Origin of the sequence: Corallococcus silvisoli (assembly GCF_009909145.1) — a bacterium.
GTDB lineage: Bacteria > Myxococcota > Myxococcia > Myxococcales > Myxococcaceae > Corallococcus > Corallococcus silvisoli.
In genome coordinates, this window is record NZ_JAAAPJ010000009.1 from 110458 (window position 1) to 126793 (window position 16336).

12 protein-coding genes are annotated in these 16336 nt (G+C 71.4%); all 12 read left to right on the forward strand.

Annotated features, from left to right (window positions below; all coding sequences use genetic code 11):
* The first annotated feature begins 15 nt into the window (after positions 1 to 15).
* Positions 16 to 828, forward strand: coding sequence for a segregation and condensation protein A (locus GTY96_RS19225; RefSeq protein WP_201756230.1), 813 nt, complete (start codon positions 16 to 18; stop codon positions 826 to 828).
* A complete protein-coding gene (scpB, locus tag GTY96_RS19230; protein WP_143904661.1) occupies positions 815 to 1810 on the forward strand; it encodes an SMC-Scp complex subunit ScpB in 996 nt (331 codons plus the stop codon). The genes GTY96_RS19225 and scpB overlap by 14 nt, the downstream gene beginning before the upstream one ends.
* Before the next feature lie 27 nt (positions 1811 to 1837).
* Positions 1838 to 4510 (forward strand): pseudouridine synthase, encoded by a 2673-nt coding sequence (locus GTY96_RS19235; RefSeq protein ID WP_161665473.1) that lies wholly within the window; start codon positions 1838 to 1840, stop codon positions 4508 to 4510.
* A gap of 97 nt (positions 4511 to 4607) precedes the next feature.
* The gene (locus tag GTY96_RS19240) at positions 4608 to 6725 is read left to right on the forward strand and encodes a HEAT repeat domain-containing protein (protein ID WP_143904660.1); all 2118 of its coding nucleotides are present in this window, start codon (positions 4608 to 4610) and stop codon (positions 6723 to 6725) included.
* On the forward strand, positions 6726 to 8792 hold the full coding sequence (locus tag GTY96_RS19245; RefSeq protein WP_161665474.1) for a cyclic nucleotide-binding domain-containing protein: 2067 nt from the start codon (positions 6726 to 6728) through the stop codon (positions 8790 to 8792).
* 156 nt (positions 8793 to 8948) lie between these two features.
* Positions 8949 to 9908, forward strand: coding sequence for a hypothetical protein (locus tag GTY96_RS19250; protein WP_161665475.1), 960 nt, complete (start codon positions 8949 to 8951; stop codon positions 9906 to 9908).
* Positions 9909 to 9914: 6 nt separating this feature from the next.
* Positions 9915 to 11633, forward strand: a complete 1719-nt coding sequence (locus GTY96_RS19255) for an acyl-CoA synthetase family protein (protein ID WP_161665476.1) — start codon at positions 9915 to 9917, stop codon at positions 11631 to 11633.
* Positions 11634 to 11647: 14 nt separating this feature from the next.
* Positions 11648 to 12034 (forward strand): DUF4280 domain-containing protein, encoded by a 387-nt coding sequence (locus GTY96_RS19260; protein WP_143904656.1) that lies wholly within the window; start codon positions 11648 to 11650, stop codon positions 12032 to 12034.
* On the forward strand, positions 12027 to 13097 hold the full coding sequence (locus GTY96_RS19265) for a type VI secretion system protein IglI family protein (RefSeq protein WP_161665477.1): 1071 nt from the start codon (positions 12027 to 12029) through the stop codon (positions 13095 to 13097). The genes GTY96_RS19260 and GTY96_RS19265 overlap by 8 nt, the downstream gene beginning before the upstream one ends.
* A gap of 6 nt (positions 13098 to 13103) precedes the next feature.
* Entirely contained in the window at positions 13104 to 14006 is a 903-nt protein-coding gene (locus GTY96_RS19270) for a type VI secretion system baseplate subunit TssG (RefSeq protein ID WP_143904654.1), read from the forward strand.
* A gap of 128 nt (positions 14007 to 14134) precedes the next feature.
* A complete protein-coding gene (gene tssB, locus GTY96_RS19275) occupies positions 14135 to 14776 on the forward strand; it encodes a type VI secretion system contractile sheath small subunit (RefSeq protein ID WP_161665478.1) in 642 nt (213 codons plus the stop codon).
* Between the two features lie 41 nt (positions 14777 to 14817).
* On the forward strand, positions 14818 to 16305 hold the full coding sequence (gene tssC / locus GTY96_RS19280; RefSeq protein WP_143904652.1) for a type VI secretion system contractile sheath large subunit: 1488 nt from the start codon (positions 14818 to 14820) through the stop codon (positions 16303 to 16305).
* Positions 16306 to 16336: the final 31 nt, after the last annotated feature.

The window sequence follows — 16336 nt, forward strand, 5'->3', positions numbered from 1 at the left end:
CCCGACGGGGAGGGACTGCCGCGCACGCCCGGAGATGCCTTCCGGGTGGCGCTGCCCAACTTCGAGGGCCCGCTGGACCTGCTGCTCCATCTCATCAAGGAGCACCGGGTTGACATCTTCGACATCCCGCTGGCCCTCATCACCGCCAAGTATCTGGAATACCTGGAGCGGATGCGGGACCTGAACCTGGACATCGCCGGGGAGTTCCTGGTGATGGCCTCCACGCTCGCGCACCTGAAGAGCCGCATGCTCCTGCCCCGGCAGGACGCGGCCCAGGTCCCGGAAGGCGCGGACGCGCTGGCGGCGGTGGAGGAGGCGCAGGACCCGCGCGCGGAGCTGGTGCGCCGGCTGCTGGAGTACCAGAAGTACAAGGACGCCGCGGAGCACCTGGCCAAGCAGGACATCCTGGACCGCGACGTGTTCGCGCGGAAGGTGCCCGTGGAGGCCGTGCCCATCCCCGAGGACGAGGTGGGGCTCCAGGAGATCAGCGTCCTGAAGCTGGTGGAGGCGCTCGACCGGGTGCTCGAGCGCCTGACGCCCAAGGTGCAGCACGAGGTGGTGCTGGAGCGGGTGAGCCTGTCCGAGGCCATCCTCCGGCTGGCCGACCGGGTGCGCAAGGACGGGCAGGTGGTGTTCGAGGCGCTGTTCACGGAGGCGGCCACGCGCCAGGAGGTGGTCATCACCTTCATCGCCATGCTGGAGATGGTGAAGCGCCGCCTCATCAAGGTCTTCCAGGAGGAGCCCCTGGGCCCCATCCAGGTGACGCCCAACGGGGACGCGCTGGAGAAGCTGCTCCCCACGGAGGTCGACGAGAGTGACTACCGGTAACGGTCCCGACGACGGTGACGAAATGCCCGCCCCCGGCACGCCCGGAGGCCCCGGACAGTTCTCCGAGGAGGAGATCGCCGCCGTCACCGGCCCCGGGCCCGACGAGGCGGAGCTGGACGGGGTGGAGCCCGCGGCCATCGAGGAGGACTCGGACGACAGCGTCCCGGACCTCCAGAGCTCCTTCGAGAAGCTGGTCTCCAAGAGCCGCAACCTGTCCGCGGACCGCATCCGCACCGTGCTGGAGAGCGTGCTCTTCGTCGCGGAGCGGCCCCTGTCCGTGGACGAGCTCTACCAGGCCACCGGCATCTCCCGGGACGCCATCCCCGTGGCGCTCGATCAGCTCTCCGGCATCCACCGCGAGGGCATCAGCGGCGTCGTGCTGTACGAGGTGGCGAGCGGGTGGCAGTTCCGCACGGACCCTCACTCCGCGGAGTACGTCCGGCGCTACCTCCGGGTGAAGCCGCAGCGGCTCACCCGCGCGGCCGTGGAGACCCTGGCCATCATCGCGTACCGCCAGCCCGTCACCCGGCCCGAGCTGGAGGACATCCGCGGCGTGGACTGCGGCGCGGTGCTCAAGGCGCTGATGGACCGCAAGCTGGTGAAAATCCTGGGCAAGCGGGAAGAAGTCGGCCGCCCCATTCTTTATGGAACCACGCGCGAGTTCCTGGAGTTCTTCGCGCTGAAGGACCTGTCCGCGCTGCCCACGCTCCGGGAATTCCATGAATTGACCCAGGAGCACCGGGACATCGTGGAGAAGGAGGCGGCGCCGCCGGCACCGCCCGCGTCCGGGACGGTGGCGGCGCTGTCGGACCCGGGGTTCACGAAGCGGATGGAGAAGAACGAGGCGGCCAGCGAGGCCGCATTGGAGGAACTGGAGGAGGCCATGGCGGCGGCGGAGCGCAGCCAGAAGGTCAGCTCCAGCATCCTGGAAAGCCCCCCATCGCCCGAGAAGGGTGATAGCGAGGGCCCCAAGCCCGAGTGACGGGCGGCAACTGGAAGAAGGCAAGGCATGGCGGCGGAACGTTTGCAGAAGTACCTGGCTCGCGCGGGAGTGGCTTCGCGCCGGCACGCGGAAGAACTCATCACCAGTGGTCGGGTGGGAGTGAACAACGAGACGGTGACGGAGTTGGGCAGCCGGGTGGAGCCGGGCACGGACCTGGTGACCGTGGATGGGAAGCTCGTCACGCCGCCGGAAGAATCGTCGTACTACCTGCTCTACAAGCCCGTGGGCGTCGTGACGACGCTGTCGGATCCGCAGGGCCGGCCCACGGTGGCCAGCTACGTGGAGGAGACGGGCCGCCGCCTGTTCCCCGTGGGCCGTCTGGACTACGACGCCGAAGGGGCGCTGCTCTTCACGGATGACGGGGCGCTGGCGCACAAGCTCACGCACCCGAGCTTCCAGGTGCCGCGCACGTACCTGGCGAAGGTGAAGGGCGTGCCGGACATGCCCACGCTGGAGAAGCTGCGCGGGGGCGTGCGGCTGGAAGACGGCATGGCGACGCCCGTGTCGGTGGACATCTTCGAGAAGGCCGAGCGCAACACCTGGCTGAAGATCGTGGTGGCGGAAGGCCGTCCTCACCTCATCAAGCGCCTGTGCGCGGCGGTGGGGCACCCGGTGGTGCGCCTGTTCCGTCCGGCCTACGCGGGCGTGGGCGTGGAGGGGCTGCGTCCCGGCGAGCTTCGGCCGCTGAAGGTCGCTGAAGTGAACCAGCTCAACGAGGTGGCGGACGGCCGCGCGCAGCCGTCGGCCGCGGAGCTGCGGCTGCCGCCGCGCCGGCATGGGCGTCACGCGCCGGGCTTCAACGGAGCGGACGACGACGAGGCCGAGCTGTCGATGGACGACGACGCGCCCGTGGCGCCGCGCAAGGCGGAGCGTGCGGACAAGAAGCCCGCGAGCGGCGTGAAGACGCGCGAGGCGCGTCCGGAGCGCAAGGACTGGAAGGGCGTGCAGGACGGAGGCACGCGTCCGCCGAAGTTCGCGAAGCGCGGGGCGACGCTGGCCACGGACGACGACGCGGATCTCGACGCGGACGTGCCGTCGTTCGATGACGACGGTGAGGAGATGACGGAGTCGGACGCCGCGGAGGGAGCCACCTACGGGAAGGCCGCGCGCGGCGCGGGCCGGTTCAGCAAGCCCGAAGGTGAGCGTGCGCCTCGCGGTGCCTCGCGCGGCGGCAAGCCGGCGGGTGGCGCCGAGGGCGGTGCGCCTCGCGGGGGTGGCCGCTTCGGCAAGCCGGCGGGTGGCGATGCGGCGGGCGCACGCGGTGGCGGCCGGTTTGGCAAGCCCGCGGGTCGCTTCGGCGACGAGGGCGGTGCGCGCGGGGGTGCCCGGTTCGGCAAGCCTGCCGGTGCGGGCCGTGGCGGTGACGAGGCGCCTCGCGGCCGGTTCGGCAAGCCTGCTGGTGCGGGCCGTGACGGTGATGAAGCCCCGCGCGGCCGGTTCGGCAAGCCCGCCGGTGCGGCGGCGCGTGGCCCGAGCCGCTTCGGGAGTGACGAGGGCGGCGCGCGCGGTGGCGCCCGCTTCGGCAAGCCTGCGGGTGCAGGCCGTGGCGGTGACGAGGGTGGCGCGCGCGGTGGTGGCCGGTTCGGCAAGCCCGCGGGTCGCTTCGGCGACGAGGGCGGCGCGCGCGGTGGTGGCGCCCGCTTCGGCAAGCCCGCCGGCCGTTTCGGCAGCGACGAGGGCGGCGCGCGCGGTGGTGGCGCCCGCTTCGGCAAGCCTGCTGGCCGTTTCGGCAGCGACGAGGGCGGCGCGCGCGGTGGCGGCGCCCGCTTCGGTAAGCCGGCAGGCCGTTTCGGCAGTGACGAGGGTGCCCCTCGCGGTGGTGGGCGATTCGGCAAGCCCGCCGGTGCGGGCCGTAGCGGCGACGACAGCGCGCCGCGTGGCCGGTTCAGCAAGCCCGGAGGTGACGAGAGCCCCCGTCGCGGTGGTTTCGGCAAGCCCGCCGGTGGCGCACGCTTCGGTGACGAAGGCGGTGCCCGTCGCGGCGGTTTCGGCAAGCCCGCCGGCCGTTTCGGCAGTGACGAGGGTGGCGCGCGCGGGGGTGCCCGCTTCGGCAAGCCCGCCGGCCGCTTCGGTGACGAGGGCGGTGCTCCGCGTGGCCGGTTCGGCAAGCCCGCCGGCCGGGGTGGGGACGAAGGGGGCGCGCCGCGCGGTGGCGCACGCTTCGGCAAGCCCGCCGGTGGCGCCCGCTTCGGCGGTGACGAGGGTGGCGCGCGCGGGGGTGCCCGTTTCGGTAAGCCCGCTGGCGGCGCCCGCTTCGGCAAGCCCGCGGGCCGCTTCGGCAGTGACGAGGGTGGCGCGCGCGGGGGTGCCCGGTTCGGCAAGCCCGCCGGCGCGGGCGGGGCTTCGCGCGGCGAAGGCCGTCCGGAGCGTCGGGAATGGAAGCCTCGCGGCGAGTCCGCTGGCGGCGCGGGCCGTCCGGAGCGCCGGGAGTGGAAGCCTCGCGCGGAGGGCTCCGGCAGCCGGGGCGCTTCTCGCGGCGGCGGTGAACCCTCGGCCAGCGCCTCCGGCGAGCGCATCGTCCGCGCGGGCGTGAAGAAGGCCCCCCCGGGCGAGGGCGCCAGCTTCAAGGACTGGAAAGAGCGAAAGACGCGTGACTCCGAGCCGCGCTGGAACAGCAAGGCGCCTCGGGGAGCGGCAGGCCGCCCGGCCCCGCGCGGTGGTCCCCGCCGTCCTCGCTGAGCCACCCTTCCTCCCGGGTCGTGCCGTCGGTGGGCGGCCCGGGGGGGCGTTGATATAACCGCCGCCTACCTCCAGCGTCCGCCGCTCCGGGAGAACGATGCGAATCCGCGTGCGACCCCTCTTCCTCGCCCTGACCCTCCTCGTCGGGTGCAACGGCAACCGGGATCAGCTCCTCGCGGAGATCCAGGACCCCCGCCCGGAGATCCGCGCCGCGGCCGTGAAGAAGCTGGCCTCGCAGAACAACGCGGACGACCTGGTCCTCTTCACCCGCGCGGCGAAGGACCTCTCCGCCATCGTCCGGGGCGAGGCCGCCAGCGCGCTCGGCGAAAGCCAGGACCCGCGCGTGGTGGACCTGCTCGGCGAACTGCTCGAGGACTCGGACGAGGCCGTGCAAGGGCAGGCAGCCCTGGCGCTCGCCAAGGTGAAGAACGACAAGGCCAAGGCGTACCTCACGCTCCAGTACGGACGGCGGGGCCGCGCCACGCGCAAGGTCATCGTCCAGGCCCTCAAGAGCACGAACGTCCCCGGCGCCATGGCCTCCGTCGTCGCGGCCGAGTCCAAGGGCCTCTGGGAGCGCAACCTCCTCGCCCTCACGGAAGGCGCGCTCCCTGAGCGCGTGGGGGCCGCGGAAGAGCTGGGCAAGAGCGGCCGCGTCGAAGCCGTCAACCGGCTGCTGCCCATGGTGCGCGACAGCCAGGTCATCCTCGCCGCCGCCGCCGTGCGCGGACTGGGGGATGCGGGTGACACGCGCGCGGTGGCCCCCATCGCGCTGCTCCTCGACGAGAGCTTCCCGGAGCTGCGCGAGTCGGCCATCGGCGCGCTGATGAAGCTGCAGGACCCGACGGCCGCCACGAAGCTCCAGGCGGTCGCGGTGGAGAAGAGCTCGGTGAGCCCGCTGGCCACCGACGCCATCCTGACCTTCCCGCGCACGCCCGCCACCGACGCCGCGCTGTGCGCCATCGCGCTGGATGGCGCGCGCGACGAGGCCCTGGATGCCGGACGTGCGATGCGCGCGCGGGGCGGCTGCCCGGCGGAGCCCATCGCGGAACGGCTCGCGCGGCCGGCCACCGCAGCGTCGGGGCTCCAGGCCGTCACCGGGCTGGGACCGGCGGCGCAGGCGCTGCTCCCCAAGGTGACGCCGTGGCTCAACCAGCCGGACGTCGCGCTGCGCACGCTCGCGGTCGAAGCCGTGACCCACGTGGGCGATGCGTCCGTCGCGCCCGCGCTCCAGAAGCTCTACGAGCAGGAGGTCGCCGGGCTCACGGCGCTGCGCGCGGACTGGATACCGCAGGCGCTGCCCCAGAAGTACGGCACCGCGTTGGATCCATCGGCCCCGAATGCCGCGGCGGCGAAGGGGAAGGACGACGCCCGCTCCACCAAGCACGCGCAGCTCTTCGAGCGGCTCCAGGCGCTGAACGCGGCCCGCGCGAAGGAGGCCGGGCGGGTGGTGGTGCCACCGCGCGTGCCCTCGGAGCTGAGCGACGACGTGGAGCCCGCGAAGTTGCAGCCGCTGGCCACGCTCCTGACCGGACTGGGCGCGCTCAAGGCGCCCGGCGCGCTGGAGATCCTCAAGGGCTACTCGGATGACGCGAGCCCGGTGCTGCGCGCGGCGGCGCTGGTGGGGCTCGCGTACCTGGGGCCGGAGGGCGTGGAGATCGCCCGGACGGCGCTGCTGGAGCCCGACCGTGAGCTCCAGAAGACGCTGGCGCTGGCACTCGCGGAGCAGGGCGAGAGCGGTCAGCTCGCGCTGGTGGCCTCGCTGCCGAAGATGGGCGGCGAGAAGCTGGTGGTCCTGGATGCGCTGTCCCGCGTCGGGGCGCCGCCCGCGTCGGCGTCCGAGGCGTTGCAGGGCGTGGTGAAGGAGGGTGGGGCGGAGGCGGCGCTCGCGGCGCAGCTGTTGGGCAGGATGGGGGCGAAGGACGCGGTGCCCACGCTGCTCAAGGCGCTGGATGACTCCAACAGCGTGGCCCGGCGCGACGTGCTGCTGGCGCTGGGCGCCATTGGCGACGCGAAGTCGGCGGAGGTGGTCGGGCGGGACCTGTTCCACGACCTGCCGGAGATCCGCGCCGCGGCGGCCACGGCGCTGCGCAAGATGAACTCGGGCGCGGAGGCGGAGCCGCTGGACGCGCTCAAGGGCGACTACTTCCGCGAGGTCCGCGTCGCCGCGGGCGCGAACCTGACGAAGGAAGGCACGGCGGCCGGCGGGGCGCAGTGAATGGAGTCCCGAGCGCTCAAGGACAAGGCGACGGAGGCCTTCAGCAAGGGCCGTTTCGCCAAGGCCGCCGAGCTGTACGCGGACTACTGCCAGGCGGAGCCAAAGGATCACCAGAGCCGCCTGCGCATGGGCGACGCGTGGGCCAAGGCCGGACAGCGTGACCGGGCGGTCTCCGCCTACCACTCCGCCGCGGAGGGTTTCGCGCGGGAAGGATTCCTGCCGCGCGCCATCGCCGCGAGCAAGCTGATCCTCGAGCTGGATCCAGCGCACCAGGGTGTGCAGCAGATGCTCGCGGATCTCTATGCGCGAAGGGGCACGCCCGCCACGGCCAGGGCGAAGCCCGGTGACGCCACGGCCCCGCGCGCCCCCACGAGCCTCGTCACCCACAGAGAAGTCCCTCCCTCGCCGCCAGACGCGGAGGGCGGGGACCCGAAGGTGAAGCGCCCCGAACCTCTCGAGGCGGAAGGGGCGCCCGTCGACCTGTCGGATTCGCTCCCTCCAGAGCTGACCATGCCGACAGCGGCCGTCGCGGATGACGGTGAAGTGGTCATCTCCGTCGAGGTGGAGGCCGCCCCCCGGCAGGATGCCCCCGAGGCTCCGGGCGCGAACACAGCGCGGGGCGCGGACCACGCGCCAGTCAGCGCAACCCCTCCGCCCACGAGCCCACGTCCGACCGCCGACGCCCGACGTGCGCCCGAAGCCTTCGCGAGCCCCAGCGAGGCGAGGCCCACCGCAGCCCCGACCGAAGCCACTCCACCGGGTCTGTCCACCCGCGTGGCGCCGCCGCCCCTCGCCTCGATGCCCGAGCTTCCCCAGGTCCGGACCCCCAGCGGACGATGGAAGGCCCTGGCGCCGCCCATCGCGGACACTGATCCATCTGAGCCCAAGGCCCCCGCCCAGGCCGCGCCCCCGGGCCTGCGCCCGCGCCGTACGGACGCACCCGCGGCGGTTGCCTCCACCGCGTCAGCGACCACCGAAGCGCCGCCCAAGCCCCCAAGCACCGCCACCGCGGCCGGTGCCTCCGTGGTGCCCACGACCTCCGGAGCCCCGGAGCCCTGGCGCGCGTCCCTGCGCGTCTCCAGCTTCACGGAGCTGGAGATCGAAGCGGACTCCCTGCTGCACGCGGTGGAGCTCGCGGCCCAGCGGGGACTCGCGGACCACGCGCCCGAGGCGGACGAGCAGGTCCTCGAGCTGACCGAGGAGGCGGAGCCCACCCCAGGCACCTGGGACACGCTGCCCGCCATCCCGCTCTTCTCCGACCTGCCACGCGACGCGTTCATCCAGCTCTTTGAACGCTGTCCGCTGCGCCGGTTCGGCCCCGGCGAGCGCATCCTCGCGCAGGGCAGTCACGGCCACGCCTTCTACGTCATCTGCGAGGGACGCGTGCGCGTCTTCCGAGAGGAGGACGGCCGCCAGCAGGACCTGGCCACGCTCGAAGGTGGCGCCTTCTTCGGAGAGATGGCGCTGCTGTCCGGCGCCCCGCGCGCCGCGTCCGTGGAGTCCGCGTCCGACGACACCCAGGTGCTGGAGATCTCCGCCTCGGTGCTCGCGACGTTGTCGCGCAGCCACCCGCCCGTGGCGAAGGCCCTCAAGAAGTTCTGCCGCGAACGCCTGCTCGCCAACGTGATGAGCAGCTCCGCGCTGTTCCGCCCCTTCAACCGCAAGGACCGGCGCGGCCTCGTGGAGCGCTTCCGGGCGCGAGATGTCTCACGCGGAGACGTCATCATCCGGGAAGGCGATCCCACCGACGGCCTCTACGTCGTCCTCTCCGGCGAGGTGGAGGTCCACAAGGGCGGGCACGTGCTGTCGCGCCTGAAGGAGGGCGAGCTCTTCGGAGAGATCTCCCTGCTCCAGAAGACGCCCGCCACGGCCACGGTCGCGGCCGCCCGGCACACCACGTTGCTGCGCCTGCCGCGCGAGGACTTCGACTCGCTCATCTCCAGCCACCCGCAGGTCCTGATGCTCGTCGCCGACCTCAGCGACCAGCGCCTGCGTCGCACCCAGCATGTCCTGGACGCCGCGGGCGCCCCCCTGGAAGGCGACGAGGAAGACCTCATCCTCGTCTGACGACATACCTTCCAGGTTCCACGGGTCAGCCACCACCTGACACATCCTCTGAAACACAGGAATGAGACGCGGCGTGCGCCCCGGTCTGTCTCACGTCGGACGACCGGACGGATCCACCAGGGAGCAGGGCAGGGCAGTAGGTTGTGACACCCAGGGGTGCCCGCTATCCTGACCGGCATGGCTGGAGGCCAGGGCGGGGCGCCACACGCGACAGCGGGATTGGGGCCCGACGACATCGCCGAGCTGGAAGCCCTTGGCTCCGAGCCCGGCTATGACGTGTTCCTCTCCGCGGCCCGAGCACTCGATGGCCCCGTGGACGAGTGCCGCTGCAACATCGCGCTCGCGTTCCACAACACGAAGCGCGGCGTGGACAGCGTGCTGGCCCGCGAAGCGGACGTCGCCACGCTCCCGGGCGTGGAGCTGGACGAGCTGAGAGCGCTCCCGCTGCTCGCGCAGGCGCTGGCCTTCGCCGCGTTGCGCGTGCAGCGCGACATGCGGGCCAGCTCCTTTGGAAGCCTGTTCGAGCGCGCCCAGCACCTGCGCCGCAAGCTGCTCAAGACGGCGGAGGCGCTCGCGGAGGCGTCCTTCCTCACCGCGGCCGACGTCGCCGCGAGCCACGGGGAGGGCCACCGCGACGTGGTGGGGGACTGCCTGGGCCTCGTGGCGCTGTTCCGCGAGCACGAGGCGAAGCTCGCCGGACGCTCCCCGGTGACACCCGAGGACGTGAACGAGGTGGAGCGCGTCGCGGAGCAGCTGCGGGCCCTGCTGGCGGCCCCCGGCGAGGGTCGGGACAGCTCGAACTCGCCCCTCCTCTTCGAGGCCACGGAGACGCGCGACCGCTTCTGGACGCTGCTCACCCGGCGGCACGATGTCCTCTGGCGCTGTGGCGCCTGGCTCTTCGGCCGCGACGTGGACATGCACGTGCCGCCGCTCCAGTCCCACCACCCGTTGGTGCGCGCCGTCGTGCCCACCTCCATCGAGCGCGCGCCGCAACAGCCGCAACGGCGGGGCGAGTCGCGGCCGCAGGGGACCGTCGGCACCTACGCCCCGGAGAGCAACGTGCGCTCCAAGGTCCGCTTCATGGTGAAGGTCGGCTTCGACTTTCCCTCCCGCTAGACACCCATGCCTTTCGACGTGAAGGACATCCTCCGGCAGTTGGAAGCAGGCTTCTCTCCCGAAGCCGGCGCGCCGCCGTGGTGGCAGGAGAGCTGGGCGGATCCAGAAGGCTTCGCCGCCGCGCTCGCGGAGGCCCACGCGGGCCGGGGCGTTCCGCCACCCAAGAGCCGCCCGGGCCAGCAGTACGACTTCTTCCACGACCTGGTCGTGCGCCACGTCGCCCTGGAGCGCCCCGCGTTCCGCGCGTACGCCCGCATCCAGGGCTGGCAGACCGTGGGCTTCCGCGCCCTGCACGACCTCTCCGCGCGCCGCGCCAGCGAGTGGACGGATCAGGGCGTGGCCCCAGGCGCGAAGGTGTGTCTGGTCCACGGCGTGGGGCAGGAGCTGCTCGTGTCGCTCCTGGCCACGCTGAAGCTGGGCGGCTGCTTCACGCTCCTGCCGCCCACCGGGCCGCGCGCCATGGCCACCCGGCTGGAGGCCTTGGAGCCGGACTTCATCGCCGCGGAGCCCCACCAGTTGCCCATCCTCAAGGGGCACGAGAAGCGCCTGCTCAAGAGCCGGGGTGGGGGAGCGCCCGGCTTCATGTCGCACACGTACAAGCCCACGGACGCGGTGGGGCTCCTCTTCTCTCCGCTGGTGGATCCGCCGCACACGCCCGTGCCCCTCACCGCGGAGAACGCGTGGAAGGGCGCGCTCGGCGACGGGATGCTCACCTTCGGCCTGGGGCCGGGGGACATCCTCGCCGCGCCGGACTTCCCGGTGCTCCAGCACCTGCCGGCCCTCTTCTTCGCCACGCTGCTGCGCGGCGCCACGTACCTGCACCTGGAGCTGGCGGACCTGACGCAGAACCCGGCGCTGCTGATGGAACAGCCGCTGCGCGCGCTGGGGGTGACCCCGCGCCTGCGCGACGTCTTCCTGCGCCAACGCACCGGCTCGCTGCGCAACGTGCAGCACTGGTTCCGCGACCCCGAGGAGCCCTACGACGCCCAGGCGTGGAGGACGTGGGTGAAGCAGTGCGGCCTCCAGTCCGTGCCCTCGTCCAACGTCCTCATCGACGCGGCGGCCGGTGGCGCGGTGCTCGTGTCGTCGCGCGGGGTGGCGGATCCCCACGCGGACGTGCACACGGACGTCATCCCCGTCCCGGGCCGCGCCTGGGCGCTGAAGGATGCCAACCAGAGCGGGCAGGGGGCTCCCACGGACGTGGGCGTCTTCACGCTGCTGCCGGACAAGGGGCGCCCCCCAGGTCACGTCGTGCTCGCGCGGATCCGCCAGCGCTACCACTACGGGGGCACGCTGGGCTTCCGGCACGATGGCCGCGCCTACCCCGCGAAGGAGGTCACCGCCGCGCTGGAGGGACTGCCCTTCCTCGTGGGCACCAGCGTGGTGCCGGTGTCCACCGGTGGGCTGGCCAGCCACTCCCGCTTCATCCTCCTGGCCTTCACCGGCGCCGAGCCTGCTCCCTCGTCCGGCGAGCAGGAGATCCGCCGGCGCATCGAAATGCTCCTGGACGGGGATTTCCTGCCAGACCGCATCGAGTTCTTTCCGCTCTTTCCCCACCGAAAGAAGGGCGCGGTCGACGACGCGTGGTGCGCGACGCAGTACCTGACCGGCGCGCTGCACCGCAAGGCGACGGATCCGATGTTCCAGGCGCTCACCGCCCTGCGGGGACGCTTGTTGGAAAGCGCTGGCGCTTCGGGAGATGATGGCCCGTCGCCAGCGCGGTGAAAAAGGAGCGGCACATGGGTGTCCAGGTCGTGATGGGAGCGATGCTCCAGTGCAGCTTCGGGGCAGCCCCCTCGTCGCTGATGGTCCTCCCCGTGAACAAGGTGATGGCCACCACGCCCGCGGCGAACATCATGGACAGCAAGCCGTTCGTGAACGTGCTGCCCTTCGGCATGTGCAACACGCCGTCCAACCCCATGGTGGCGGCGGCCACCGCGGCGGCGCTGGGCGTCCTCACCCCCATGCCCTGCATCCCCGCCACCGCGGCGCCCTGGGTGCCCGGGTGCCCCAAGGTGCTCATCGGCAACATGCCGGCCCTGGAGAGCAACTCGAAGTGCATGTGCAGCTACGGCGGGGTCATCCAGGTCGTCTCCCCTGGGCAGATGGTGGCCATCGATGGGTAACGCGGCCCTGGCGGTCGAAGCCGTTGACTTCACGCTGCTCGACGCGGCGCTCACGAGCGCCCCCGTGCCGCTCGACGAATCCGAGGGACCGGATCCGCGCCTGGAGGCCATCACCGGCCTCGTCGCCCGCGGCACCTACCCGGACGCGGCCCGCGCGTCCGAAGTGCTCCTGCGCGAGGGCGTGCGCGACGTGCGCCTGCTGGGGCCGTACCTCTTCGGCCACTTCTTCGCGGACGGCATGAAGGCGCTGCCCATCCTGTTCCGCTCCCTGTCGCGCACCCTCACGGAGAACTGGGACTTCTTCGGCCCCGCGGAGAAGAAGGCCGTCTTCGCGGACACCGGCCTGCGCTGGCTGCTCAAGATGATGGGCAAGACCCTGGAGCACCACACGCGCCTCAAGGACGCGCAGTGGCAGGCCTGGTGCGCGCCCGGCAACCGCGAGCCCCTGGAGGAAGCCCTGGCGATGGGCGACCCCCTCATCGCCGCCCTCGCCGTGCTCCAGAAGAGCGCGTGCATGGACGCCATGCGCACGCTGCTCGGCGCGCTGCGCTCCCATGCCCAGGGCGTGCCGTTCCTCCCCCCGCCGGAGGAGGCCCGGCCCGCCCCGGCGCTCGCCGCCGCGCCGGAGGATGACGACGACGAGGACGAGGACGACGGGGAGGAAGAGGAGGCCCGCCCCGCGAAGGGCAGGAAGGCCGCCCACGCCGAGTCCCGGGACTCGGGGCCGAGCGTCCCCATGTCACCCGCGCTCGCCCAGCTCGTGCGCAAGCTGTCCGCCTTCGAGGCGCTGGTGGAGCGCGCGGACTTCACCAAGGCGAGCGTCATCGCCGTGGACGTGCTCGCCACCGTGGAGCGGTTTGATCCGCGCGTCTATCTGCCCCAGCTCTTCTCCGGGTTCTTCAACGGCCTCGCCCAGAACGCGGACGCCATCGAGCCCATGCTCCACAACACGGAGACGCTGGGCTTCCGCGCGCTGGATCAGCTCTACCGCGTGGACCTGGACGCCTTCCTCGTCTCCCAGCAGCGCCCCGCCCGGGGCGAAGCCTCCGAATTCGACGAATAGCCCCGCATGGACTTCGACCGCGAACAGCCGGGCCGCAAGCTCACCGTCGAGGAGCGCATCAGCGAGCGCATCCGCCACTTCGACGTGCCGGCGCTCCTGGATCTGCTCGCCAAGGAAGGCTACGGCGAAGCGGAGGTCGAGTTCCGCAGCCACCGCAGCACCGTGCACCAGCAGCACCTGGTGCACGCCATCGAGTTCACCCGTCAGCCGCGCAAGCGCGTGGTCATCACCGTCAACCTGGGCCTGCTCGGCGTCCAGACGCCGCTGCCATCCTTCCTCTTCCAGGCCATGGACCGCCTGGAGCACGACGCGATGGCGGACTTCCTGGGCTACTTCGACCACCTGCTGCTGCGCACGCGCTTCGCGGGGCAGTTCCCGGACCGCGACGAGTCCCTCCTCCCCGGTTGGGAGCACTCCACCGCGCACCGGCTGCGCCTCTTGCGGCTCGCGTGCCCCAGCAGCCTGCACTGGCTCTTCGCCAAGGTGTTCCCGGAGGCGGAGGTGGTGGTGCGCCGCGAGACGCGCCGCCAGCGCATCGAGTCCAAGGGCATCCGCCTGGGCGCCGCCGCGCTCGGGGATGGCAGCGCCGTGGGCGGCTTCGCCACCGTCCCCACGGGCGGCGTGGAGGTGCGCCTGTTCCTCAACGAACCGCACTCCGGCGCCGGCATCCCCTGGGCCGTGGAGGCCCGGCGACGCTTCAACGCCCGGATCCTCCCGAGCCTCGCGGAGACGCCGCTCGCACTCGCCGTGATCCTGGCGCTGCGTGATCAGTCCAGCCACGCCCGGCTCCAGGACGGCAGCCACCTGGGTTACGAACCCTTGGTAGGAGGACCGGAGCAGACCCAGGAGGTCCTCTTGTTCTCGGGGGACACCGCGCAGTTGCGATCATCAGAACCCCGCCAGGCCTGAGATGTCGCTTGGTTGACGCGTATTCCTGATCGCGCCTAGGCTGTAAATGTTCACTCGGCAGGGCGTACTCCCGGGGCGGCTCCAGCAGGACGGGGGGACTCACGCGCTGCGACTGTCAGGGAGTCACCGTGGCCATTCAGGACCAGCTTCCCAAATCCCGCATCACCCTCACGTACCGCACCACCATCAACGGCGAGCAGGAGACGGTGAACTTGCCGCTGCGGCTGCTGGTGCTGGGCGACTTCTCGCTGGGCTCCTCGGAAGACCGCAAGACGGACCTGGAGACGCGCCGCCTGCGCTCCGTGGACGGGCGCAACCTGGATGAGCTGATGAAGGACATGAAGATGTCCACCCAGTTCCAGGTGCCCAACCGGATCAACCCGGACGTGGAGTCGGAGCTGGACGTCACGCTCCCCATCGACCGGATGAAGTCCTTCCACCCGGATGAGATCGTCAAGCACGTGCCGAAGCTCAAGGCGCTGCTGCTGCTGAAGACGCTCCTCGTGGAGATGCAGTCCAACATCGACAACCGCAAGGACCTGCGCCGCGAACTCTACGAGCTGTTCTCCAAGCCGGAGGCCCTCAAGGAGCTGCTCAACGAGCTGAAGGGCTACGAGAGCATGCGCCTGCCGTCCGGTGAGACCGCGAAGGCCGACGCGCCCGCCGCCGCCGCCGCCGCGACCAACAAGCCCTCCACGGGCGCCGCCGCCGCCACGGCCGCCGTCTCCGCCACCGTCGCCGCCGGGGCCAAGCCCCCGGCCGCTTCCTGATCCGCCTTCCCAACCCTTCGACTTCTTCAAAGGACTCAGCCATGGCCGAGACCACCTACCTGAAGCGCCTGTTCACCAGTGTCCGGCTCGATCCGCCCCAGGCGTCCGAGCCGATGATCCTCAGCAACTTCGGTGCGGTCGTCGACGAGCAGCAGGTCACGATGGAGAGCCGGTTCCTCTCCAGCGTCGCCGCGCTGCTCCAGAACGTCGCCCCGGTGGAGGGCCCGGACAACACCGCCCGCTTCGACAAGGGCCAGGTGCTGGACGTCATCAGCCGCATCGACCGCATGATCGACGCGCAGATGAACGAGATCCTCCACAACGAGACCTTCCAGAAGCTGGAGTCCACGTGGCGCGGCCTGGAGGACCTGGTCAACCACACCAACTTCAAGGCCAACATCGCCATCGACGTGCTGGACGTGGCGAAGGATGAGCTGGCGGAGGACTTCGAGAACAACTCCAGCAACATCTTCGCCGGAGCGCTCTTCGACAAGGTCTACATCCAGGAGTACGACCAGTACGGCGGCCGTCCCTTCGGCGCGCTCGTGGGCCTCTACGAGTTCTCCTCCACGCCCGCGGACCTCACGTGGCTGCAGCGCATGGCGAAGCTGTCCAACGCCGCGCACGCCCCGTTCATCTCCGCCGTCAGCCACAAGTTCTTCGGCTGCGAGACCATCGAGGAGATGGAGGCCATCAAGAACCTGGAGGGCGTGCTCGCGCACCCGCGCTTCGGCCGCTGGAACGCGTTCCGCGACACAGAGGAGGCCGCCTATGTGGGCCTGACCTTCCCGCGCTACGTGCTGCGCCTGCCCTGGCACCCGGACAAGAACCCCTGCGACGTCCTCAACTTCACCGAGACGGCGCGCGGCGACTCCGACAAGTACCTCTGGGGCAACTCCGCCATCCTGCTCGCGCGCAACATGGTGAAGGCGTTCGAGATCAGCGGCTGGTGCCAGTCCATCCGCGGCCCCAAGGGCGGCGGCCTCATCACCGGCCTCCCGGTGGACACCTTCTCCCTGCGCGGCCAGGACGAGATCAAGGCCCCGGTGGAGATCGCCATCCCGGACTACCGCGAGTACGAGTTCGCGCGCTCCGGCTTCATCCCGCTCGTGTACCGGAAGAGCTCCAGCGACGCGACGTTCTTCAGCACCCAGTCCGCCAAGGTCGCCAAGACGTTCAAGGACCCCAAGGACTCGGAGAACTCGCAGCTCGTCACCAACCTGGCCTACACGTTCTCCATCACGCGGCTGGCGCACTACGTGAAGTGCATCATGCGCGACAACATCGGCAACACGGCGGACGCGGACTACATCCAGCGTCAGCTGGACTCGTGGCTGTCCAACTACGTCACCACCGTGGCGAACCCGGACGACCTCACCGTGCGCCGCTTCCCGTTCAAGGCGAGCAGCGTGACGGTGTTCCCGCGCCCCGGTGAGATCGGCTGGTACGACTGCAAGCTGGCCGTGCTGCCGCACATCCAGTTCGAAGGCCTCAACGTGGAGCTGATGCTCGAGTCGCGGCTCGGATAGCCGCATCCCAACTTGGGGCAGGTGAGAGCCT